At 59.3% G+C, this 23847-nt stretch carries 22 protein-coding genes; 7 read left to right on the top strand and 15 right to left on the bottom strand.

Going from position 1 to position 23847, the window contains the following annotated elements:
* Positions 1-52 precede the first annotated feature (52 nt).
* Entirely contained in the window at positions 53-1804 is a 1752-nt protein-coding gene (locus AAAX72_RS00775; protein ID WP_349128579.1) for an energy-coupling factor transporter ATPase, read from the top strand.
* On the top strand, positions 1797-2543 hold the full coding sequence (locus tag AAAX72_RS00780) for an energy-coupling factor transporter transmembrane component T (RefSeq protein WP_349128580.1): 747 nt from the start codon (positions 1797-1799) through the stop codon (positions 2541-2543). The genes AAAX72_RS00775 and AAAX72_RS00780 overlap by 8 nt, the downstream gene beginning before the upstream one ends.
* 123 nt (positions 2544-2666) lie before the next feature.
* On the opposite strand, the gene AAAX72_RS00785 is transcribed toward AAAX72_RS00780, so the two are convergent.
* Positions 2667-3413 carry an aspartate/glutamate racemase family protein gene (locus tag AAAX72_RS00785; RefSeq protein ID WP_349128581.1) on the bottom strand — a complete coding sequence of 249 codons (747 nt, stop codon included), beginning with the start codon at positions 3411-3413 and terminating at the stop codon, positions 2667-2669.
* Between the two features lie 84 nt (positions 3414-3497).
* Positions 3498-4754: an ATP-grasp domain-containing protein gene (locus tag AAAX72_RS00790; protein ID WP_349128582.1), complete on the bottom strand. Its 1257-nt coding sequence runs from the start codon at positions 4752-4754 to the stop codon at positions 3498-3500.
* A 220-nt stretch (positions 4755-4974) separates the two neighbouring features.
* Here AAAX72_RS00790 and AAAX72_RS00795 point away from each other — a divergent pair, with 220 nt between their 5' ends.
* Together AAAX72_RS00795 and AAAX72_RS00800 are read left to right on the top strand one after the other, a co-directional pair.
* Positions 4975-5607, top strand: coding sequence for an MOSC domain-containing protein (locus tag AAAX72_RS00795; RefSeq protein WP_349128583.1), 633 nt, complete (start codon positions 4975-4977; stop codon positions 5605-5607).
* 234 nt (positions 5608-5841) lie between these two features.
* A complete protein-coding gene (locus AAAX72_RS00800) occupies positions 5842-6975 on the top strand; it encodes a hypothetical protein (protein WP_349128585.1) in 1134 nt (377 codons plus the stop codon).
* Between the two features lie 44 nt (positions 6976-7019).
* Here AAAX72_RS00800 and AAAX72_RS00805 read toward each other — a convergent pair whose 3' ends face one another.
* From AAAX72_RS00805 to AAAX72_RS00845, 9 genes are all read right to left on the bottom strand, one after another.
* Positions 7020-8420, bottom strand: a complete 1401-nt coding sequence (locus AAAX72_RS00805; protein WP_349128586.1) for a protein kinase — start codon at positions 8418-8420, stop codon at positions 7020-7022.
* 99 nt (positions 8421-8519) lie between these two features.
* Entirely contained in the window at positions 8520-8942 is a 423-nt protein-coding gene (locus tag AAAX72_RS00810; protein ID WP_349128588.1) for an XRE family transcriptional regulator, read from the bottom strand.
* Positions 8943-8981: 39 nt separating this feature from the next.
* Positions 8982-9524: a DUF4352 domain-containing protein gene (locus tag AAAX72_RS00815; RefSeq protein WP_349128589.1), complete on the bottom strand. Its 543-nt coding sequence runs from the start codon at positions 9522-9524 to the stop codon at positions 8982-8984.
* A gap of 418 nt (positions 9525-9942) precedes the next feature.
* Positions 9943-11046 carry an ADP-ribosylglycohydrolase family protein gene (locus AAAX72_RS00820; protein WP_349128591.1) on the bottom strand — a complete coding sequence of 368 codons (1104 nt, stop codon included), beginning with the start codon at positions 11044-11046 and terminating at the stop codon, positions 9943-9945.
* A 9-nt stretch (positions 11047-11055) separates the two neighbouring features.
* Positions 11056-11979 (bottom strand): GIY-YIG nuclease family protein, encoded by a 924-nt coding sequence (locus AAAX72_RS00825; RefSeq protein WP_349128592.1) that lies wholly within the window; start codon positions 11977-11979, stop codon positions 11056-11058.
* A 480-nt stretch (positions 11980-12459) separates the two neighbouring features.
* A complete protein-coding gene (locus tag AAAX72_RS00830; RefSeq protein WP_349128594.1) occupies positions 12460-12783 on the bottom strand; it encodes a hypothetical protein in 324 nt (107 codons plus the stop codon).
* A 29-nt stretch (positions 12784-12812) separates the two neighbouring features.
* Positions 12813-13154, bottom strand: a complete 342-nt coding sequence (locus AAAX72_RS00835; RefSeq protein ID WP_349128596.1) for a HigA family addiction module antitoxin — start codon at positions 13152-13154, stop codon at positions 12813-12815.
* A complete protein-coding gene (locus AAAX72_RS00840; RefSeq protein WP_349128598.1) occupies positions 13126-13407 on the bottom strand; it encodes a type II toxin-antitoxin system RelE/ParE family toxin in 282 nt (93 codons plus the stop codon). Before AAAX72_RS00840 ends, AAAX72_RS00835 begins: the two co-directional genes overlap by 29 nt.
* A gap of 101 nt (positions 13408-13508) precedes the next feature.
* The gene (locus AAAX72_RS00845; protein ID WP_349128599.1) at positions 13509-14696 is read right to left on the bottom strand and encodes an N-acetyldiaminopimelate deacetylase; all 1188 of its coding nucleotides are present in this window, start codon (positions 14694-14696) and stop codon (positions 13509-13511) included.
* Between the two features lie 364 nt (positions 14697-15060).
* Between AAAX72_RS00845 and dapA the strand changes: the two genes are divergently transcribed.
* From dapA to dapD, 3 genes are read left to right on the top strand one after another with little or no spacing between them, the layout of a single operon-like run.
* Positions 15061-17370 carry a 4-hydroxy-tetrahydrodipicolinate synthase gene (gene dapA, locus AAAX72_RS00850; RefSeq protein ID WP_349128601.1) on the top strand — a complete coding sequence of 770 codons (2310 nt, stop codon included), beginning with the start codon at positions 15061-15063 and terminating at the stop codon, positions 17368-17370.
* Entirely contained in the window at positions 17363-18103 is a 741-nt protein-coding gene (dapB, locus tag AAAX72_RS00855) for a 4-hydroxy-tetrahydrodipicolinate reductase (protein WP_349128602.1), read from the top strand. The genes dapA and dapB overlap by 8 nt, the downstream gene beginning before the upstream one ends.
* Positions 18104-18142: 39 nt before the next feature.
* Positions 18143-18862, top strand: coding sequence for a 2,3,4,5-tetrahydropyridine-2,6-dicarboxylate N-acetyltransferase (gene dapD / locus AAAX72_RS00860; protein ID WP_349128603.1), 720 nt, complete (start codon positions 18143-18145; stop codon positions 18860-18862).
* A gap of 254 nt (positions 18863-19116) precedes the next feature.
* On the opposite strand, the gene AAAX72_RS00865 is transcribed toward dapD, so the two are convergent.
* From AAAX72_RS00865 to AAAX72_RS00880, 4 genes are all read right to left on the bottom strand, one after another.
* Positions 19117-20121, bottom strand: coding sequence for a nucleoid-associated protein (locus tag AAAX72_RS00865; protein WP_022094136.1), 1005 nt, complete (start codon positions 20119-20121; stop codon positions 19117-19119).
* Positions 20122-20232: 111 nt separating this feature from the next.
* Complete coding sequence (locus tag AAAX72_RS00870) at positions 20233-21393, bottom strand: Mbeg1-like protein (protein WP_349128605.1); 1161 nt, start codon at positions 21391-21393, stop codon at positions 20233-20235.
* 127 nt (positions 21394-21520) lie between these two features.
* Positions 21521-22471: an L-lactate dehydrogenase gene (locus tag AAAX72_RS00875; protein WP_349128607.1), complete on the bottom strand. Its 951-nt coding sequence runs from the start codon at positions 22469-22471 to the stop codon at positions 21521-21523.
* Positions 22472-22672: 201 nt separating this feature from the next.
* On the bottom strand, positions 22673-23836 hold the full coding sequence (locus AAAX72_RS00880) for an aminotransferase class I/II-fold pyridoxal phosphate-dependent enzyme (RefSeq protein WP_349117178.1): 1164 nt from the start codon (positions 23834-23836) through the stop codon (positions 22673-22675).
* Positions 23837-23847 lie beyond the last annotated feature (11 nt).

Raw genomic sequence — 23847 nt, forward strand, 5'->3', positions numbered from 1 at the left:
TCTTAAACGACTAGTCATTTAAGAACGTCCCCGATGACTATGAAAGGTATCCATGGAAACGATCATCAACGTCGACGATGTCTCGTTCTCCTATGGCACGCAGACCGAGCAGGCGCTTAAGCATATCTCGCTCGGCGTGAACAGGGGAGATTTTATCGGCATTATCGGGCCTTCGGGCGCCGGCAAGTCCACACTTGCCGCCTGCCTGTCGGGAGCCGTACCCCACCATTACACCGGCACGTTCTTTGGCTCCGTCACTGTCGACGGCAACGACACCTGTGAAGTTTCGCTCACCGATGTGTCGCAGATCGTCGGCAGCGTGTTGCAGGACATCGACACGCAAATGGTCGCCTCGGTCGTCGAAGACGAGATGCTTTTTGGCCTGGAGAACTTTGGCGTTCCCCACGCCCAGATCGAGCAACGTGTGAGCGAGACGCTTAAGACCGTCGGCATCAGCGACCTGCGCGACCGCGAGATTGCCACACTTTCGGGCGGCCAAAAGCAAAAGGTTGCCATCGCCGCCATCCTCGCCATGCGTCCGCGTGTGCTCGTGCTCGACGAACCCACCGCGGCGCTCGACCCCGCCAGCTCCACGCTGGTCTTCGAGACCCTACGCGAGGCCAACCGTGAACTCGGCATCACCATCGTCGTCGTTGAGCAAAAAGTCGCCCTGCTTTCGGAGTATTGCAACCGCGTGCTCGTGCTCAATCATGGCGAAATCGCGCTACAGGGCAAGCCGCACGAGGTCTTCGCGCATACCGATGAGCTCCGCGCCATCGGCGTCGATTGCCCGCGTGTCACGCGCATTTTCAACAGCCTCGAGGCCGATGGCCTGGCCAGCGGCACTCCCTGTTTGGATGTTGATGAGGCCGAGCGCCTGATTACGGGCATCGTCGACCCCGCACACGCAAGCAGCGACATTCAGGCACCCGCCGGCTCACCGCACGCACCGTCGTTGCGCCCGCACGCCAAGGACGCCGAGCCCGTGCTCACCTTCGATCACGTTGAGTTTGTCTATCCCAATGGCGGCGCCGCCGTCCACGACCTCAACCTGACCCTCTATCCCGGCGAGCTCGTGGGCATCGTCGGCCAAAACGGTGCCGGCAAGACCACGCTCACCAAGCTGCTCACAGGCCTGCTTAAGCCCGCCTCGGGCAGTGTGCGCGTCACGGGACTGGATACCGCAGCCGTCCCCACGAGCCGCATTGCCCGCGAAGTCGCAACGCTCTTCCAAAACCCCGACCGCCAGATCTGCAAGGACACCGTGCTCGACGAGGTCGCCTTTGGCCTGGAGCTTGCCGGCATCGACCGTGCCGAGGCGCTGCGTCGCGCCCAGCTCGTCATCGACCGCTTTGGCTTGCCGGCCGACGAGGCACCCTTCTCGCTCTCGCGCGGTCAACGCCAGATGGTGGCACTCGCCTCCGTCGTGGTCGTAGAGCCCAAAATCGTGGTGCTCGACGAGCCCACGAGCGGCCTTGACTACCGCGAGTGCATGACCGTGATGGAAACGGTACGCACCATGGCCGAGCGCGGCTGCGCTGTAATCATGGTCTGCCACGACATGGAAGTCGTCTCTGACTTTGCCGAGCGCATTGTGGTAATGGCCGACGGCCGCATCCTCGAGCGCGGTCGCACGCACGAGCTGTTCTCGGACATCGAGCTTATGCAGCGCGCCTACGTTGAGCCGCCCCAGGTCATAGAGCTTTCTCGTCGCCTGGCATCCTCCGTCTCTCCCGCCTTTGCACAGGTGAGCGAGGTCACCGATATCGTTCGCATTACCGAGGAGATGGTCCACCGTGGTTAACGTCATCGACTATATGCCGGACGATACACTGCTGCACCGCTTGAACCCGGTCGTCAAACTGGGCCTTGCCGCCGCCATCATCATCGGCATTTTCCTGTCCGACACCTACGTGGCGCTGTTGGGCTTTTTGGCGCTCACCCTTGCACTGGGCGCCTACGCCGGCGTCGTCGACCGCCTGCTCTCGCTACTCAAGCTGCTGATTCCGCTCGCGCTTATCATGCTGGTGCTCCAGCTGGCCTTTATGCGCGATGGCAACATCGTGTGGGGCTTTATCACCGACACGGGCCTCATTACCGGATCGAAGGCCTGCCTACGCCTGTTGGGCGTGGCGCTGCCACTCATCCTCATGCTTATGGTGACCAAGCTCAACGACCTCGCCAACGCTTGCGTCGAGGTGCTGCACGTGCCATATCGCTATGCCTTCACCTTTACCACGGCGCTGCGTTTTGTGCCGGTATTTGGCCAGGAGATGAACGCCATCATGGAGGCGCAGACTGCACGCGGCGTCGAATACGACACTAAGAATCCCGTCAAGAAACTCAAACTCATGCTGCCGCTGTGCGTGCCACTGCTTATCTCGAGCGTGGGCAAGACCGATGCCACCGCGCTTGCCGCCGAGCAGCGAGGCTTCTACCTGCGCACGCGCGCGAGTTCGTATAAGCGCTACCCCATCAAAGGCCTGGATATCGCCGTACTTATCGTCAGTATCGCCCTTATCGCCATCGGCTTCCTGTTCTAGCAATCGCTGGCAGCAACCGGCAAATGCAAAAGGCCTCGGCTCGCACCAAACGAGCCGAGGCCTTTACTGTTTTCCCAGATAATACCTACCAAAATAAGCCTATCTTTTTTGGCAGGTCGAGGGCTACAGGCGGTAGGGGACGCCGCTGCGAATGATGGACTCGCGTACCAGGACATCCATCGCATCGAGGGTGATCTCGGGCATCTCGCGATACTTCTGCAACACCGAAAGCTCCGTGCAGGCCAGGATGACGCGGTCGCAGCCGCTACGGGCGAACTCCCACATCACGCGGTCAAACTTATCCATATCGGGCTCGCGCCCGGCCTTCACATCGTCGTAGATGAGCGACATCACGTCGGCCTGACGCTTTTCGCTGGGATAGATGACCTCAACGCCCGCGGTCTCACATTCGCGCCCATAGACGTCTGCGCCCACGGTACCGTCGGTGCCCATGATGCCGATCTTGTGCACCGGCTCGGCCGGCATGCTCAGGTTTGGATCGAACTCGCACTCCCCCATCACCGCGCCGGCCAGAGCATAGCGCACCGACTCGCGCGGCATGTGGATAATCGGCACCTTGGTAAACGACTGAATCTGATCGTAGAAGTAGTGCGACGTGTTGCAGGGAATGGCAATGTGCGCGCAGCCCAGCGTCTCGAGCGCCTGAGCGCACTCCTTCATGGTCGCCAGCAGCTCGGCATGCTCACCGGTCTTGATGGCCAGCGTGCGGTCGGGCATGGTCGACTTGGAAAGCACCACCATGTCGATATGCTCCTGGTCGCACGTAGCCGCCGTATGACGTACCACCTGGTCGTAGTAATACGACGTGGCCTCGGCGCCCATGCCGCCGATAACTCCCAGCTTTTCCATCGCCGCCTCCTTGGTGACGCCCGCGCAATTGCGCGTATCATACCCGCGCCCGCCCGATACATACCGGACGGGCGCCACGCTCGTCTACTTGTAATACGTCTTGAACAGCTTAAAGTGGCGCAGCTTGGTGTGCCACATGCGCAACCAGCGGTTAAAGACAAAGTCTCCCTTCATAAACGAGGGATCGGCGCCCTTGCCCTCCTTGGCAAGACGATGCACCTTCGCGCGCAGCTCGGGATCCTTGACGTACTTGTCGACGACGCCCATGGGAACGACCATCCACAGCGCCTCGTCCTGCGCCGTCACAAACTCCGGCTCAAACGGGCGGTTGAGCACATACTCGTCCACCACATACTTGGCAACGTTAAAGCCGCTGTTGGTTACGTAGTAGTTGCTGCGACCCTGGCGGGTGTTGAAGTCAAAGAACTTAAACGAGCCATCGCGCTCGTCATACTTGACGTCAAAGTTGGAATAGCCCACAAAGTGAAGGTCCTCGAGCAGCTTGCGCACGCCACCCATAAGCTCATCGTTGGGCTCGGTGATGATGCAGGCGTGATTACCGACGCCATGGGGCTGATGCTCCTCGAGCAGCACGTGACCAAGGCACATCATGCGAACCTTGCCGTTGCGATCAGAATAGCTGGTGAGCACGCGCATGTACTCGTCGTTGCCGGGCACGCGATCCTGCAAAATCAGGTCATCGGTGTAGCCACTGGCATAGGAATCGCGGATAACCTGCTCCAGCTCGGCGCGGTCGGCAATCTCATAAGCCTTCTTCTGACCCTCGAACTCATGCTGCCACCACATGATGCCGTCGGAAGGCTTCAAGATCATCGGGTAGGGGAAGTCAATCTGGTCGAGCACCTCGGCAGGCGCCTCTCCTTGCGTGTTGAGCATCTGCGCAGTAAAGGTAAACGTATGCGGATAGGGCACACCGTGCTTCTCGCACAGTTCGTAGAAGATCTCCTTCTTCTGGCACTGCTCAAGCATGCTATAGGGCGTGTAAGGCGCAACGATGTTATCCGCCAGCTCGTTGGCATCCTTGGCCTGAGCCACCAGGGCAACATAGTTATCGCCGCAGCCCATCAGGACAATCGTCTTGTCGGCATGAGCTCGAGCGATACCGTTGACGGTCTTAAGCATCACGGGCATGGTGTCGATATTTACGTTGGGCGTGTAATCGATAATTTGGCTGCGATACGCGGGGCCGGTCTGGTACTTGCCAAAGACCAGGCTCTTAACCTGATACTCCTCGTAGAAAGCGCGCGCCACCGAATACGCGTTGATGTCGCCGCCGAGCAGCACGGGGATAAACTCGCGCTCTATAAACTGCAATGCCATGGAAACTTCCTATCTAGAACTGCCCACACGACGGGCGGTCTTTGTGCAACTGATTTATTCTAGCGTGCCGAGCCGCCGGCACCCAAAGCTCCACCGTATCTATGGCAATCGGCGTAATTATCCAGCACGAAGGCGGCGATCACCGGTGTACGACAACGGGCAATGAACCCACCGTTGTTGTAGGATTCAACATGTTGCCCGCCCCGTCGAAAGGTACACTGTGCCCCAGGCTCATCCGATCAACAACCCCATCATTGACGCCGCAAAGCGCGAACTTGCGGATCGTGCCCAGACGGCAGCTCCCCTACGCACCGCAAACGATGCTTACAACGGGCCTGCCCGCATCGTCTCAATCAACACGTCGGAGCACAAAGGCACGCGTAAGTCACCCGTCGCCGACGGGCACGACACCGTCATCGAGCAGTTTGGCCTCGCCTCCGATGCGCACGCCGGGCATTGGCACCGTCAGGTCTCCTTTTTAGCTGCAGAGTCTATCCAGACGGCGCAGGCGCGCGGGCTCGATGTGCACGAGGGCGACTTTGGCGAGAACTTCACAACCCAGGGCATCAACCTGCTCTCACTCCCCTTGGGCACGCAGCTCAAGATTGGCAACGAAGTACTCGTCGAAATCAGCCAGATCGGCAAAGTCTGCCACACCCGCTGTGCCATCTACTATCTCGCCGGCGACTGCATCTTCCCCCACGAGGGCATTTTTGGCGTCGTGCTGCAGGGCGGAGAAGTCCATATCGGTGACGACATACAGATGGTCAAGCTCGGTGACGGCACCTGTTCGTTTACGCCGGCTGAGGCGCTCCAAGAGGTGGAGCAGGCTCGCCGCGAAGGAACCCTATAGTTGCAAAACCCCACGTTGAGGTAGCTTTTGCAGCCAAGAATTCAGTTACAACAGGGTGCCGTAACGTTAAAGTTGAACTCTATGGTTTCTCAACAATTCACCATTCCCGCAGGTCAAGGCCAAAGCCTCAAGTTCAACTTGACCCTTTAGAACCTTTAAGGTTCAAGTAGAGGTCGAAAGCAGTAGTAGAATACACCTCGACCAATAACCTACGATTGATTGCAGAGGGACTGGATGCAGCATTCGAACCATCGCACCGCTGCGCTCTTCGCGTCGAAGCCGGCTCGTATCATCACGAGCGCCGCGCTCGCCGTCGCGCTGACGGCCACGCCGATGCTCTCCCCCGTCGCGGCCTATGCCGCCTCGCAGGCAACGCAGGATCAGCTTTCCGCCGCCCAGAAAAAGATCGAGGACGCCACGAGCGCCTACAATGACGCCCGAACCAAGCTCGAGGATCTGCAAAAGCAGATCGACTCCAATGAGGCGAACATCGATAAGATTGAGGCCGAGCTACCCGAGCAGCAGGCCAAGGCAAGCTCCGCCATGCGCGATCTGTATAAGTACCAGAAGGGCACCAGCCCCATCGTGAGCTTCCTGGTGAACACGCAGAGCTTGGGTGACTTTATCACCACCTGCAAATACACCAACCAGATTACAAGCTCGAGCGTCGACGAGATCGAAGAGCTTAACAAGATGCAGACCGAGCTCGAGCAGAACAAGACTGAACTCGAGCAGGCCAAGTCTCAGCTCGAAGGCGAGCAAAAGAATGCCGAGGATGCACTGGCGCAGGCTCAGCAGCTCCGCAGCGAGGCGCAGGCAAAGGCCGAGCAGGAAAATGCTGCCGAGCTGGCAAAGCTCGAGGCCGACAAGGCCGCTGCCGCCGAGAAGATCTCGGGCGAGGGCGTAAGCGGCAACAACTCCAACAGCCAGGCCAACAACGCCAACACCACCATCGACACCACGGTGAACAGCTCGAATAGCGGTAACTCCGATTACGACTCGTTCATTAACGAGTGGACGAGCCGCATCGATAACTACCTTGCCGGCTCCCCCATGGCAGGCCAGGGCTACAACTTTGCCGTCGCCGCCTGGAATACCGGCGTCGATCCCCGTTGGTCCCCCGCTATCGCCTGCATCGAGAGCAGCAAGGGCCTCTATTGCGCCGGCTCCTATAACGCCTGGGGCTGGAGTGCCCGCGGCGGTGGTTGGCGTAGCTTTGGTAGCTGGAGCGAGGGCGTCTCCGCCCACGTTGCCTACCTGGGCGCCAACTATGGTTCCACGCTTACTCCGGCAGCCGCCAAGAAGTACTGCCCGCCCACGTGGCAGGACTGGTACAACAAGGTCGCCAATCAAATGAACCGTATTTAAGTGCAACTGCAAAGGGGCCCCAAACGGGGCCCCTTTTCGATTCTCTAGGAGACGATACCGGTCGCGTTGCCGATAACAACGACGACGCACATGACGGCAAACATAAACCCGAGCGCCTTGAACCATAGTTCGACAAAAGCACTCCCCCGATACCGACCGAGCACGGGAAAACGACGTCGAAGCCTACGCCGGTCGAGCATTCCGAATGTAATGAGCAACACCAGGCCATCGACCATAAAGAAATACTCAAGCGCCAAAAACCACGTTGGATAGTTTCGGTTTTCGCCCGTTGGCGTAAATACCGCAAAATGGCTGCCCATCAGCAGCAACAATGTTGTCGCATAGACGCATCCATTCCATATGCGCCCCACGGGCTCGGGGATACGCGAGAGCAGACGCACACATTTGGATGTCACGGGAGAGACGATCGAACGCCGGCTTGCAGAAGACGGAAGCGTGAGGGCAACCGGCTGCTGTACCCGCTGCACCTGTGGCACCGCGGCCCGGGGCACGCTGGCAGCAGAAAAGGTCACGGGCGACGGTGCAGGGAGACATAGCTCATATGCCGCACGCGCAGCATGCCCCAGTGCCTTTGCACTCGCAAAGCGCTTAGCGGGATCGAGCGCCATCGCCATGCAAATCACATCCGCCAGCGGAACGGGAATGCCATGCGCCTCGCATTGCTCGCGCATGTCACGCCCAGGCTTGGGGTCAGTTCCCGTCAGGCAAAAGAACAGCAGCGCGCCAAGCGCGTAAATATCGCTGCGGACGCTCGTTTGCCCAAACCCAAACTGCTCGGGCGGCGCATAGGAACGCGTGCCAAACTTGACGGTGTCGGCGTCGGCGCCATCGCGCCAAACGCGCGCAATTCCCAGGTCAATAATCACCAGCGAGGAAAAGGTCATGCCGGCATCGGTCGCGTATCTCACGCCCGATACGATGATGTTCGAGGGTTTAAGGTCGCGGTGGATTACCGGCATCCCCGGCTCCCCCGCAGCTGCAAAACCAGCATGCAGCTCGCCCACCGCTTCACACAGAACGGGATACAGCCCGCGGGCATAATCGGGCGTCGTCCCCAAGCGTCCCACCAGGGCCTCGAGTGTCTCGCCTTCGACATACTCCATCACCACGTCAAGCTCGTCGCCCACACGGCGGCAATCGACGATTCGGGGCAAGTGCTCAAAACGACGACCGGCGCGCTGGGCCGCAAACAGGCGCTCATATGCTCCGCCAATCTGCACCGAAGCATCGATGCGCTTGCGGACAAAGGGACCGAGAGACCCGCCGCCAGAGCCCTCAAAATAGACGAGTTCGGTCGTCTCGACATCCGAGCACTTGAGCACGCGCTCCACACGATAGCTGTCATCGCGGTCGAGCGACGCCAAATGCTCGACAAGTGAAGCAGTCAGCTCGTCATCGGAATATGTTGGGCTCTGAGTATCCATGGTGCCCATCATAACGCAGGGTGCGGACACCCCATGGTGTCCGCACCCCGATCGTTTGCATGGCTGCTCTGGTGACACCGCCGGCTCAGCCATCGACCACTAACTCACCGTTTCCTCGCCAAAGCGATATAGCTCTTCATTGACCTTTTGGAGGCTACAGCCACGGTCGATGCAAAAGATAATGATTGCATCGCGACGGTCCTCACAGTTGAGGACGCTCACTCCGGCAGCCGTCAGAGCGCGGTTGGTCTCCTTCATCGACAGCGCCATTGCAAAGGCAATCTGCAGCACCTTATTGCGACTCGGATGCCGCGCACCGGTAAAAATCTGATAGCCAAAGGTCTCGTTGAGGTCGGCCATACGCACCACACGCGAGCGCTCGAGCCCCTTCTCTTGCAGCAACTGCTTTAAGTAATCCGAAAGCGACGGGGCGGCAAAGTCGTGCTCTTTGATATAGCCATCGATGTTTGGCGCGTCGAGGAGTTCATTGAGTAACTCGTCCGTCAGCTTTTTATTGGGCATACGACCTCACCTCCCATACTGCGCAACGGTAGCGACATGTTAGGCCAGCACCCAGCTTGCAGCAGCAGACTTATCAAACACGTTGGCAAAATAGAGAGCCTTCTTGATGTCACCATCAAAGTAGATATTGCCCGCCACGGAGCCACCGGCGGCAAGGGTACCAGACTGCAGCTCATCGGAACCCCCGCTGTAATAACCCTGGTTCTGCTGCGCACCGTTGGCGTCCTCGCCCTTCCAGTCGTAGATATTGTAATCTGCGCCCTCATCGCCATTGTTGACGTACGTGACGTGAATACCCGTCATGGTCGAACCGTCATAATTTGTAAGGCCGGGCTGGACGGAATCGACGACGACGGAAAGGCCAGCAGTCGTGGTCACCGTCGTGCCAACAGCCAGGTCAGTCGTAGGCTGCTCTTCCTTCTTCGTCTCTTCCTTCTTGTCGCCATCGCCGGCATCCTCGGTGACGGTCGCCTTATCGCTACCGCAACCGGCAAGAAGACCGGCAGTCCCCAAGGCAACAGTGGCGAATGCGCCAAGTGCAGCGCGACGGCTCAGCAGCACTTCGTTTTCGAGCTTATTCATCATGCATCCTTCCTACGATCCGGCTACCGCGCCGGCACACAGCACATCGTAGAAGGCAGCGAGCTCAAATTCATTAGCTGGGAGCTAATGGGGGTTTGTAAGCCAGATTGGTACTGGATTGAGAAGATGCCTGTTCAGATGGAGCGGTGATTGAGGCTGCAGCTTGATACCAAAGCGCCCTTTCCGCGCCTCTGGCCGACGTTAGCCGCACCCCTCTCACCTGCAAGATGCCCATGAGGGGGGCTGCCCGTCGAAGATAGCGCGCGCATGGTGTTCGACGATTCCGTCGCCCCGCTATCGAATAAAAGGTATGGTCCTAAGATCACTCAGGCAATAAAGCAATAGCGCTGCGGTATATCTCCCCGTGCTTTAAGTCGGCATCAGCCACCTCAGGCAAGCGATTCAAATCACGGCACCCCTATGCCAGCTCGCGAAGCCTCCCGAGCGCCAGCCTGAACCACTCCAGATCGTCCTTATCAGGCACGCTATCGTACTTCCAGTGCGTTATATAGCGCCACCGAGAGAAGACGCCGCTGCCCAGAAGCCCAACGTCGTCTATGGTGTCTATGTCCTCTCGCAGTCCTTCGGCCGTACCGGAGCGCGGATATGCCCCGGCAAAGGCCTCGCCACAGTCCATGTGCCAACCCAGGCCGAACATGTCATGGGCCAACGCGTGGAAGTCGCGGGTGGGACCGTCCAGCGAATCCTCGAAGCGCTTAACGAACCTGCACAGGTCATCACCGTAAGCCCCGCCGAACAAATAAGGCTCAATCACGTCCTTGCCGCGCAAGGCCTCTAACCACTCGGTCGGAATGCCCTCGTATCCGTACAGGATGCCGGCCAATCCACCGGCCACGCAAGCCGTGGTGTCGGTATCGTCGCCCAGGTTCACGGCGGTCAGTACGCAGTCGCGGTAGTTGTCGGTATGTTCTAGGCACCAGATGGCGGCGTGGTAAGTATCCCACACGTAACCGCCGCTGGCACCAGCTCTGTCCTCACTCTCGCAGCCGGCGTGCCCGCTGTAAAGCACCTCGCGGGCATAGGCGATCATGTCCACGCAGGCCTGGCAGCAGTCGTCGGTAGCGTGGGTGATCGCGCTGACCTCCCTTATGTCGCAGTCGGAGCATTCCATAAACACCATAGGCAGGCAACGCATGAGCGAGCCGTTGCCCTTGCTGTATTCGCTTGTGAGCCCGCAACCCGTATCGAGCGCCTGCCTGGTGGCGTTGCCGTAGTCGAAGACGTTCCCGTCGGCGGTGTATGCGCCTTCGTTTATCCAATTGCGGAACTTGACGAGGATATCGTCGCAATTGATATCGCCCAGCTCGCGGTAGCTGTCGCACAGCGCGAGCGCCATGGACGTGTCGTCGCTCCATGTGCCCGCAGGCTGGTTGTGCGTGCCGCGGCCCACCATGTCCGTGCAGGTAAAGCTGCCGCGCGGCCTGAACTCGTAGGGCACGCCGAGCGCATCGCCCACGGCCATGCCGTACACGCAGTCCCTCACCGTCCGTAACAAGCCCATGGCGCGCACCTAGTTCCAGTTCATGCCGAACTTGCGCGAGCAAAGCACGTCTTTCCAGTGACTCTCGCGCTCGCACACCTCGGCGGTGGTCATCTTGGTGTCGCACACCTCTAGAATGGAGTAGGTGAAGTTTTCCATGATGTACCCAGTTCCGTGCTCGGCCACGATGGCCTTGAACTCCTTGTTGCCGCCAGTCGGGTCCATGGGGTTGGCATAGGCGCTCCAGCGCTGCCAGATACCCAAGTCCGCGCCCGCGTCCTTCTTGCTGTCGCCCGAGGCCGAACCCACGTAGAGTTTCCCCGTCGCGATGTCGGTGATGCAGTAGACGCCCTTCACGTTGTCCAGCGCCCAGTACCAGTCGGAGCCCACGCTGGCGATAACGGCCTGCAAGGTCTTGTGGTCGATGCATACGTACTTGTAGCCAGGAAAAGGGGCAACGTTGCCCAGGCTCATCGAGTACTCGTACACTACGGGCTCGAAGTCGTGCATCGTGTTCTCGTAGAACTTGTTGTAGATGTCGCGCCCGATAGGCTTCTTCAACTTGATGATGAGGCGCTTGATGTAGGCCTCGTAGTCGGGAAGAAGCGTCAACTTGTAGCCCACGCCGCCCAGCACCTCGGGTACTGCCTTCTCCACTTTGTGCATGCCGCCGAAGATGAAGTACTCGGGCCCGTAGGTGTAGTACTGTGCGAACGAGAGTAGGTAATCCGCATGGTTGAGGTTGTTATTCGCTTGTCCCGTCGCGCTCCTCCACGCGTTCATCTCGTACCATCGCGAGCCGCTATCGGTCTTCTCGGGGGTCGAGGTGTCCTTCAGCAGCATGTCGTACGCGCGCACGTTCACGTCGCCAGCATTCATGTTGAATTTGATCTTTGTCTTCTCTGGGTGCGCCACCGGCATCAAATCCCTGAGCGTTATAACAGCATTTCCCATGTTAATTCCGCCGTTTCAGTTTGAAAAGCCTGTAGGTCGAATCATACCACTCGCTTTCCAGACGAAAATTAGCGCTCGGCTAACCGCTCTGCTGTTGTCGTTTCTTATGGCGAAGAAGAGCACGAAGCCGATAAGCCCCGCGCCCGTGTTTATGCCTTGTTTGGCGATTGTTCGTGATGTGCCCGCACGGCTATTTTTGGTGAATAATCCGAAAGTAAGGAAGATAAGTGCGAATCATCCACGCCACCATCCGTCTCGCCCGCACTCGGGCAATACGCAGTGCCCGCTCCTGATCGGCCGTCCCTAGCGCCGGCGCGAACTCTTAGATGGCGTCTTTTGCGCTCATCACCTTGCGGAAGACGGTCGCGTCCTGCTTGCCGATGGGAATCGCGATCTTCTTGCCGCCCGCGCGTCGCACTCCGTCTTGAACAACATGTCCCATCCGCCCCCTCGCCTCATCCTCAAAAGGCTCGTCGAAGCCTAGCCCACCGTGACGGATTCCCCGGTAAAGGTGCTAACGAGCAGCAAAACAAAGAACACAAGGTAGCCGATGCTCAACAGGTAGGCGGTAACCAAAAAGACAATCCATCCCACATCGGTCTTGCCGTCGGCACGACGTTGCTCGCGATTGCGGCAGAGCCAAATCGTCACGCCAATAGCCACAATCAGCAGCACGAGCGCCGCTGCGGCCAGCCCGGCAAGCACAAACATCAAGCCAACGCTCACGACGATGACCGGAATCAGCAGCAAGCCACACCCGCATCCACCCGGACTATACACGGCAGTCTGTCGGCGTCGTTCCATCGTCACTCCAACCTCAATATCTTTGAGCACTACAACGCAACGGCCCGCTGAACGGGAACGATCTTATCCAGCTCCGGCTCGATGCGCCCCTTCTCTGCCTCGAGGTCAAACGCCATCTGAGCGCGAAGCCAATAGCCATCCGTTAGGCCAAAGTAGCGGCAAAGGCGAAGATCGGTGTCAGCCGTAACACGACGCCTTCCCAAAATAATCTGCCCAATACGCTGTGCCGGAATCCCGGTCTCCTTAGCAAGGCGATATTGAGAAATGCCCATAGGAACAAGAAATTCCTCTTTGAGAAGTTCACCAGGAGTCACCGGCGACAGCAAATCGGGCGCGGTCTCATCACTTGTGATAATCGACGATTTCGACATTCCAAGCCATCCCCTGTCTCCACTCAAAACAGACCCGATAGCGCTCATTAACACGGATGCTGTATTGACCAGCGCGATCGCCCTTCAACGCTTCAAGACGATTGCCTGGCGGAACGCGAAGATCATCAAGCGAAGCGCAGATCTGCAGTTGGCGAATCTTCCTCAAGGCGACCCGCTCAAAAGGAATGAGCTTCCTAATCCGCACACCCATTGCGAAGCGTTCAGTGTCTTCATCTTTATATGATGCAATCATAGTATCGCCTTACGTTAATAACGTCAAACGTTTCTATAGACTTACATCTCTATTATACCGTACATCTGTTCGTATTTTCTAGAACAGGTATTCTTCGCCACTTAAGCAAGCAAAAGCAATCGTTTGTAGACATCGAGGCCTTTGAGCAGGATTTCCTCGTCAAAGAGCATGGTATCGGTATGCAGGGCGCTTGTGGCATAGGCGGGACAGCCATCCGAATCGCTCGGGTTTTCTTGTCCCTCTGGCACGCCCGTGCCCAGCAAGAAGAACACGCCCGGCAAATGCCGCTGATAAAACGCGAAATCCTCGGCGATTAGCAGCGGCTCGTCCACAAGTTGCAGCTCGGACAAGGCAGGCGCGACGTTGGCAAACAGCTCGGGGTCGTTATCGACTGGCGGATAGCCCTCGGCAAAGTCGAGATCGTACGTGCAACCCGTTGCAGTGCAGGCCTCGTCCAACACGCGCCGCACGCCCTCACGCGCACGGTCGAACATACCGTCCGTAAACACGCGCAGGCTGCCAGCCACATGTGCCTCCCCCGCCACCGCATTGCAGACGGTGCCGGCCTGCAGCAGGCCAAACTTACCAATGCAAGGCTCGTCGGCACCCAGCTCATCCATGAGCTCGCGCTCGGAAACTAAGAACTTGGCCGCCGCCAGCGCGGCATCGTGCGATTCGTTTACGGGAACGCCGTAGGTCTTGGCGATATGGATGCTCGTGCCATGGATATGAATGTGCGTCTCGCTTGAGCGCGCCAGCAGCGGACCGGAACAGCTCGCCAACGTACCGGCGGGCAAATCGGGCCATACATGGAAGCCGAAGATGCGATCTGCCCCATAGCGCTCGAATACGCCGCTCTCGCACACTGTCTTGGCGCCGCCGGTCGTCTCCTCGGCAGGCTGGAACACAAAGAGCACGTTGCGCTTGATGGCACCCGGTTGCTCACGAATCGCTCGGTCGACAAAAGTCGCCGCCGCGAGCGCCATGGCCATGTGTCCATCGTGTCCGCACGCGTGCATTTTGCCGGGATGAGTCGAGGCAAAGGCAACGCCCGTTGCCTCCGCGATGGGCAGGGCATCCATATCGGCGCGAATCGCCGTGGCATGCGTAGCGCCCACGCCGGCATCGAAGAAGGCACAGACGCAGCTCGGACACGGATGGGTCACCTCACAAGCGAGCGGCGCCAACACGCCCTCGATATAGGCGATAGTCTGCGGAAGATCGAAGTCGAGCTCCGGGATCCTGTGTAAGTCGCGCCGATAGCAACGGAGTTCTTGGAGCTCGGTCATAAAGGTTCCTTTCATAGGTGCGCGCCAGTTGCCATCTTATTGTGCCGCAAGATTGCCGCACCCTTATTTCCAGCATATCCCTGCATTTTTTAAACGTTATATACGAATACTCTTGTTTGCTAAAGTGCAACGTGGTAGGGTCATTACCACTTGATAGAGGCGCGGGCGAGCCGGCAGGCTTTGACCCCGTGGGGAGGCGAAACCCGCCGAACTGGGTTTTTCGGGCACGAACAGCCTGGTGGGCCTGCGGGAAACACCCGCAGGACTGTCTGCAGCAATGCGGGAGCGCTATCCGGACATTGGGTCCACGCTATGCGGATTCGATGCGCCGATGGCGCCGTCTGGATAGCGAGGTTTACGGGACATGGCATTGACCCCCAACGAAGCGTATGCGGCCAAGCAGCCGTTTGTGGACAAGAAAACGCTCGAGCATATCGTCGAGCAGTTTCCCACGCCGTTTCATCTATACGACGAGGCGGGCATCCGCCGCAACATGCAAGAAGTGCGCGACGCCTTTGCATGGAACCCGGGCTTTAAGGAATACTTTGCCGTCAAGGCCAACCCCAACCCGGCGCTCATCTCCATTCTCAACGAATACGGCTGCGGCTGCGATTGCTCGAGTTATACCGAGCTCATGATTGCCCGCTCACTGGGCATCACCGGCCACGACATCATGTTCTCGTCCAACGACACGCCGGCGGCGGATTTTGCCCTTGCAGATAAACTGGGCGCCATCGTCAACTTTGACGACATCAGCCATATCGAGTTCTTTGAGCGCGTCGCGGGCCCCATTCCCAAGACGGTAAGCTGCCGTTTTAACCCGGGCGGCCTGTTCCAGCTCTCTAACGGCATTATGGACAACCCCGGCGACTCCAAGTACGGCATGACCACCGAGCAGCTCTTTGAGGCTTTCCGCATGCTCAAGGCCAAGGGCGCCGAGAATTTTGGCATCCATGCCTTCCTTGCCAGTAACACCGTCACTAACGACTACTATCCCAAGCTCGCACGCATCCTCTTTAAACTTGCCGTGCGCCTGGAGTGCGAGACCGGCGCACATGTCGCCTTTATCAATCTGTCCGGCGGTGTGGGTATCCCCTACCTGCCCGAGCAGCAGGCTAACGACATTCACGCCATCGGCGAGGGCGTACACGCAGCCTACGACGAGATTCTGGTCCCCGCCGGCATGAGCGATGTGGCGATCTGCACCGAGATGGGTCGCTTTATGATGGGCCCCTACGGATGCCTGGTCACCAAGGCCATCCACGAAAAGCAGATCTACAAGGACTATATCGGTGTCGACGCAAGCGCCGTCGATCTGATCCGCCCTGCCATGTATGGCGCCTACCACCACATTACGGTAATGGGTCAGCCGGGCGGCCCTGACAAGACCGCAGCACCGGTCACGAACACGTATGACATCACGGGCAACTTGTGCGAGAACAACGACAAGTTCGCCATCGATCGCGAGCTGCCGCATATCGACATGGGCGACCTGCTTGTAATCCACGATACCGGCGCGCATGGCTACTCCATGGGCTACAACTACAACGGACGCCTGCGCTCCGCCGAGGTCCTGCTGCGCCCCGATGGCTCGGCCGACCTCATCCGCCGTGCCGAGCGCCCGGGCGATTACTTTGCCACGCTCGACGTGCTGCCGAGCGGCCGAGAGCTGCTGGCCAAGTCGCGCGCCGAAAGTGCCCGCCGTCGCGCCCAAGACGAGCGCCTGGCCGTCGCCGCTCAATGGAACAAATGCATCCAGATCGCGGACGCGAAGGAGAAGAACATGGACATCCGCAATCTCGAGGGCTCAATCGTCGCCCTCGTCACGCCGTTTAAAAAGGACGGCAGCGTCGACTTTGACGCACTCGAGCGCCTTATCGATTTCCACCTGCAAAACGGCACCGACGCCATCCTCACCCTGGGCACCACCGGCGAGAGCGCCACGATGACCGATGACGAGGACAACTCCGTTGTCGCCGCCGTGGTCAAGCAGGTTGCAGGACGCGTCCCCGTCATCGCCGGCTCGGGCTCCAACTCCACGCAGACCATGCTCACCAAGTCGCTTACTTACCAGGGCTTGGGAGCCGACGGCCTGCTGCTCATTACCCCCTACTACAACAAGTCCAACGAAGAGGGTATCTATCAGCACTTTAAGACCGTCGCCGATGCCGTGGACATCCCCTGCATCCTGTACAACATCCCCGGCCGCTGCGGCTGCGGTATCAGCGAGCGCAACGTAGAGCGCCTGGCCGCGCACCCCAACATCATGGGTATTAAGGAGGCCTCGGGCAACGTCGCCTACGCGGCCAAGATCGCCCACCTGCTGTCAGACGACTTCCGCATGTACTCGGGCGAGGACGCGCTTACCGTGCCGCTCATGAGCCTGGGCGCCTCGGGCACCATCAGCGTGTGGGCAGGCGTGCAGCCGCAGCTCGTGCATGACATGTGCCGCGCCTATTTGGACGGTGACGTGGCGCGTGCCCGCGATATCCAAATTGCCGGCCAGCCGCTCATCAATGCCCTCTTTAGTGAGGTCAACCCCATCCCCGTCAAAGAGGCGCTCGCCCAGATGGGTATGATCGAGGCAAACTACCGCATGCCGCTGTGCCCCATGGCAGACGACACGCGCTCTGCACTTACCGATGCTCTGAAGGGGGCTGGTCTGCTTGATTAAGACCGTCATTATGGGAACGGGCCGCATGGGCTCGCTCATCCGCACCACCGCCGAGGGCGTTGTCGACGCCGCCGGTCAACCCGTTTTTGATATCGTGGCCCAGATTGGCTTCGATTTGAGCAAGCTCGAGAACGCACCGGCTGCCGATGTGATTATCGACTTCTCGAACGTCGTGACCTTCGATGCCGTCGTCGCCTATGTCGAGCGCACGGGCGCGGCGTTGGTCTCGGGCACCACGGGCTACACCCCCGAGCAGATGGACCGTCTGCGTGAGCTGGGCCAGAACACCCGCGTTATGCACTCGGGCAATTACTCCATCGGCATCGCAGCCCTGCGTCATCTAGTGGCCCAGGCCACGCGTGAGCTGCCCGGCTTTGACTGCGAAATTGTCGAGACTCACCACAACCAAAAGGTCGACGCCCCCAGCGGCACCGCCAAGCTGCTGCTCGACGCCGTCGTCGAAGCCGAGTCCGAGACAGGCTACCACCCCGTCTATGGCCGCGAGGGCATGTGCGGCGCGCGTGACCCCAAGGAGATCGGCATGCATTCGCTGCGCGGCGGCACCGTCGCCGGCGTGCACGAGGTGAGTTTCTTTGGCCAGGACGAGGAGGTCACGCTCACCCACCGCGCCACGAGCCGTCAGATCTTTGTCAACGGCGCCTTGGCAGCCGCGCAGAAGCTCGTCACCCGCGAACCCGGCTTCTATACGTTCGACCAGGTCATGTTTGCCTAACCAGGTATCAACCGAATCCACCCAAAGGAGAGATAGCAAATGAGCAACGCAGCCGAGATGGATGCACAGGAGATTATCAACTACATCGCCACCGCGCCCAAAAAGACGCCCGTCAAGCTGTACGTGCGCGAGAAGCCGGGCATGAAGGTCCAGTGGGGCAATGCACACGTCTACGGCGGTCGTCGCGGCAAGACCGTCTTTGGCGACTGGGATGAGCTCAAGGCAATCCTCGACGCCAACGCCGACTCTATCGACTACTACGACGTAGAGAACGACTGCCGCAACTCCGCCGTGCCCATGCTCGACCTTAAGGGCATCAACGCCCGCATCGAGCCGGGCGCGATCATCCGTGACCGCGTCGAGATCGGCGACCGTGCCGTCATCATGATGGGCGCCATCATCAACATCGGCTCCGTCATTGGCGAAGGCTCCATGATCGACATGGGCGCCGTGCTGGGCGGCCGCGCCACCGTGGGTAAGAACTGCCACATCGGCGCCGGCACCGTGCTGGCAGGCGTCGTTGAGCCCGCCAGTGCCACGCCCGTCATCATCGAGGACGATGTCATGATCGGCGCCAATGCTGTGGTCTTGGAAGGCGTGCACGTGGGCAAGGGTGCTGTCGTTGCCGCCGGCGCCGTGTGCGTCGAGGACGTCCCCGCCGGTGCCGTCGTGGCCGGTGTCCCCGCCCGCGCCATCAAGATGCGCGACGAGAAGACCAACAGCAAGACCGGCTTGGAAGAGGGCCTGCGCCAGCTTTAATAGTTACGGCGTTTTACCAAACGCCGTAACGACCCGACGCTGCAAACGCCCCTAGGCGGCAATCTGACGTTCAATCGTCGGGCATGACCAGAAGGTCAATGCCCTCCTCTTTCGCGTCACCTTGCTCGCCTAGGGGCGTTTTCGCTGACGTATGCCCAACCTGCGGCGCAATGTCAGCAACCAAGCCGAAAACAACAAAGGCCGAAGTCCCGAAGGGCTTCGACCTTTGTTTTTCAGCAGCGTCCAAGCTCAGTTTATCGATTCTCAATTGACCCGATGTTTTTGAGCTCGATGGAAATGAGGCCGTTGGGCTCGTTGACGAACTCAATGTACTCGGAGTTCGAACCCATCTCGGCCGGGAAGCTGATCTCGATACCCGTGTCGGTACGGATCTTGTGATTGCGCACGGCCGCGCGCTCGACCTGCTTGCGCTCCACGGGCACGCGCTCGGGCACCTTCTCCTCGGTCAGTGCCGCACGCACGCTCTCCTTGATAACCGGCTCGTCCTCAAAGACCTCATCGACGATATCCCAAGGCGGCAGCTCCTCGTCGTCTTCAACCTTCTCGGCAACAGCGGCTTTGACCTTGGCGAGCGCTACGGCCGTGTTGGCGCCGTGTTCTTCAGCGACCTCCTCGACCACGCGCGTCACCGTGTCGATGACCTCCTTACCCGAAACGCCCGTGTCGCATTGCAGCAGGCCGTCGGGAATGAGCATGCGATCCTCGCCGGCAATCTTGCGTTTCTTATCCACATAGCCGATCTCCATGGTGCTTGCACGCACGATTGCATAGCTCGGCACCTTTTGCGAAGGGTTCGGCAGAATGGCATAGTGGCGCGCGATGTCGTTACGCACCTCGCCCTCTTCGCGACCCACCTCGTGCATGAATGCCTGCTTGGAGCCCAGCAGCATCACGGCAAACCAGCGGGCATCCTCATCATCGTCAAAGTCCGCCACAAGCACGTCAGTGGACTCGGCTTTCTCGGCCTTGGTGAGTTCGGAAGAGATGAACTCCGCAATCTGCTGCGACAGGTCCACGAACTCACGCTCACCAAAGAAATAGCCCTTGAGCTCGCCGCCGAATGCGGAGTTCTCGGCAAACGTGGCACGCTTGTTATCGGCCGAAGTACGCGCGCGGCGCAGATGCGTGGTCACGAAGTTGCGCACGGTACGGCTCTCGATATCGAGCTCGCGCTGACTCATGACGTTGACGGCAGAGTCAAAGTCCAGGATATGCAGAATCGCGTGATTGATTTTCATATACGGCATTCCGTTCTAGATCGATTTCGGCACGAACCAGTATAGCGGTCGAGCCTGCCCTAGGCGCATCGAAGATTGATGCATCGGGGACAGGTTGCTTTGCGCCAATGGTTAGCGCAGGAGCTCGGACTGCCAAGCCTCGAGCTGTTCTGCCAAACTCTTGCCGGCAGCGGGCACGTCGATCTGGGGTCGTTTGGGCAACAGTGCGCATTTAAGAATCGCCACGATGGTCTGCGAGATAAAGCGTCGCGTATCTTTGTCAAAGCCTTGCGCAGCCTGGAGCATCACGGGCAGACTCTCACGCAGATTTCCTGCGATATCCGCAAACCGTTCGGCGTCCGTAGCCTCAAACACGGAGAACAACGCATCTACAAAACGCTCGCGCTCGCTAGGTGACACTGCAAGCAGCATCTCGCGAATGGAGCCATCAACGTATCGAGCACCGGCGGACAGGCGCTCACAGTATACGAAGTCGCAACCATCAACCACCCAGCTAAAGGGATTGTGCTGCAGCAGGCTGAACTCGGTGCTCTCAACGATGGCATAGTCCTCTTGTGTCTCGAACATCATGCCGAAGATCGACGACCGAGGTAGCGTCTTGTCGATTCGACCGGAAAGATCGGCAAAGGCGTTGCCGCTCAGAAACTCCTCGACGAACCCTGGACCATCATGGGAATACGCCCGTTCGATTCGTTCGCGGGCAACATCGGAGCACATCGCCGCACCGTACACCGCAAGGTTTCCACCCTTGGAATGACCTCCGCACAAAAGCGGCCCGTCGATCGCATCCGCCGCCTCGTCCACATAACGCGCCGCGGATTCCTGGGCCGGCACAGGACACCGGAACGCCATGTTAAAGTCCTCTTTCCAGCCCACAATCGTGCTGTCGGTCCCCCGGAAGGAAAGATAGCTAAACCCTGCCGGAAACCGAAACGCCATGGCTGCAAACTGCTCCGTCGCCACCACATCGCTCACGGCACGATAGCCGCAAACGTGCACGCCACGGTAGCGAGGACTTGCTGCCACGGCCTCCAACAAGGCCCTGCTCCCCTCCGGGTCCCACAAGTCGTCAATCATGTCCCGGTAGCACTCGGCACGCAGCAGCTCACGTACGTCTAGGCCCTGCCAGTTCGTCAGCTCCGCCATATCACCTGGCAAACGCAAATAGGACAACCACGCAAAGACCAGGCTATCCACCGCGCAGAACGGCCGCTCCTCAAACGGATCAAACGCCGTCTGGGCATAGGTCAAAAAATTAGGCGAATCCGACATGGCCCTCCCATCAACTATGGTGCATTGGGATGGTGCATTGGGGTCAGGTTACTTTGCACCAAAAAGGCGCCCGGGCCGTGTGGACCCGGACGCCTTCATTGTAGCTTTTCGCTCTAGCGAGCTTGATTTAGCAGGAGAAATCGACGCTGTCGATGATGTCCTTGAGGGCCTTGGCGGAGACGGTGAGCTCATGCTGCTCGTCTTCGTTCAGCGGCACGGGGACGCGGCAGACAACGCCGTCGCGGCCAACGACGGTCGGCATGGAGATGGCAAGATCGGACAGGCCATACTCGCCCACCATGAGCGAGGAGACAGGCAGAACGGTCTGCTCATCGCGCATAACGGCGGTGCAGATGCGCTTGACGGCCATGGCGACGCCATAGTAGGTGGCGTGCTTCTTCTCGATGATGGTGTAGGCGGAGTTCTTGACGTCCTCAGCGATGCGCTTCTCGGCAGCCTCATGCTCCAGATGGCCGTGAAGCTCACAGAAGGTGTTCAGCGGAACGCCGGCAACCTGAGCGCTGGACCAAGCGACAAACTCGGAGTCGCCGTGCTCGCCCATGACATAGGCCTGGACATCGCGCGGGTCAACCTCGACGTGGGCACCAAGCATCTGCTGCAGGCGGCCGGTGTCGAGCACGGTGCCGGAACCGATGACGTGGCCCTCGGGCAGGCCGGACATCTTGATGGCGGCGTAGGTCAGAACATCGACCGGGTTGGAGACGATGAGCAGAATGCCATCGAAGCCGGACTTCTTAATCTCGGGGATAATGGACTTAAAGATGCTGACGTTCTTGTTGACCAGGTCCAGGCGGGTCTCACCGGGCTTCTGGGCAGCGCCAGCGGTGACGACGATCATGGCGGCGTCGGCGACATCGGAATAATCGCCGGCGTAGATCTTCATCGGCTCGGCAAACGTCATGCCGTGCGCGATATCCAGGGCCTCACCCTCGGCGCGGTTCTTGTCCACGTCGATGAGGACCATCTCGGAGAACAGACCGCTCTGCATCAGCGCGAACGCCGAAGACGAACCGACGAAACCGCAGCCGACAATAGCGACCTTCTTCTCGTTAACCATTAGAAACTCCCATCTCACTCCACAAACAAGCCGCCCGGGAACGACCCGAGCGGCTTGTCGTAATCCCAATACATCCAATCGGGACTTTGATTATGCTCCTATTCGCAGCCAAAAATCGACCGTTTACCGAAATTGTTTGCAGAATTCGTAAAATAACTGCACGAAATCGGTTTCGATATATTGACGAGCCAAAATAGCTTTCTAATACAGGCCCGCCTCGCGAATGGCCTCGACAGCCAAAGCGATCTGGTCGGGCGGCAAGACCAGCGCCATGCGCACGTGCCCCTCGCCCGAAGGACCAAAGCTCGCGCCCGGCGTCACCACAACGCCGGCCTTCTCCATAAGCTCCTCGCAAAACGCCATGGAATCGGTGCGGCCACCGGGAAGCTTGGCCCACACAAACATAGAGCCATGCGCGTTGGGGCGCTCCCAGCCCAAGCCCTCAAGACCGTCGCACAGGGCATCGCGGCGCTCCTGGTACTTCAGACGCTGCGCCTCGACCTCATCGCGCGGACCGTTCAGGCAGGCGATGGCGGCCTTCTGGATCGGGAAGAACATGCCAAAGTCGATCTGGCCGCGCAGCTTGGCAAAGGCCGAGACCACATCCTCGCGACCGACCAAAAAGCCGATGCGGGCACCGGTGACGTTAAACGACTTGGAGAGCGAGAAGAACTCCACGCCCACCTCAAGCGCACCGGGATACTGCAAGAAGCTGCCGCCCGGCTCGCCGTCGAACACGATGTCGGAGTATGCGTTGTCATGGACGATCAGCAGGTCGTGCTCGCGGGCGAAAGCGATGATCTCCTCGTAGATCTCGGGCGTGCCCACCGAGCCGACCGGGTTCGCGGGCAGCGACACGATCATATACTTGGCACGATCGGCCACCTCGGGATCGATACCCGCCACATAGGGCAGGTAATTATGCTCGGCAACCAGCGGATAGTATTCGAGCTTGGCATCGGCGATCTTGGCACCCGCCTCAAAGACCGGGTAGCACGGATCGGGAACCAGAATGGTGTCACCCGGATCGAGCAGGGCCAGGCCCAAATGGCCCACGCCCTCCTGCGTGCCGTTGCACGACTGCACCATAGACGGCGTAATGCCCGAAACGCCAAAGCGACGCTCATAGTAATCGCACACGGCTTGCTTGAGTTCGGGCAGGTCGCGCAGGGCATACTTCCACATCTCGGGATCTTGGGCTGCCTGCGTGAGCGCCTCGACCACGTGGTCGTACGGCTTAAAGTCGGGCGTGCCCACGCTCATGTTGTAAATGGTCTTGCCCTGAGCCTTCAGCGCGAGAAGCTTGTTGTTGAGCGAGGCGAAGACCTCCGCGCCAAAGCGGTCGAGACGCTGCGATGCCTGCATGGTGCCACCTT

Origin of the sequence: Collinsella sp. CLA-ER-H8, from assembly GCF_040092335.1 — a bacterium.
GTDB lineage: Bacteria > Actinomycetota > Coriobacteriia > Coriobacteriales > Coriobacteriaceae > Collinsella.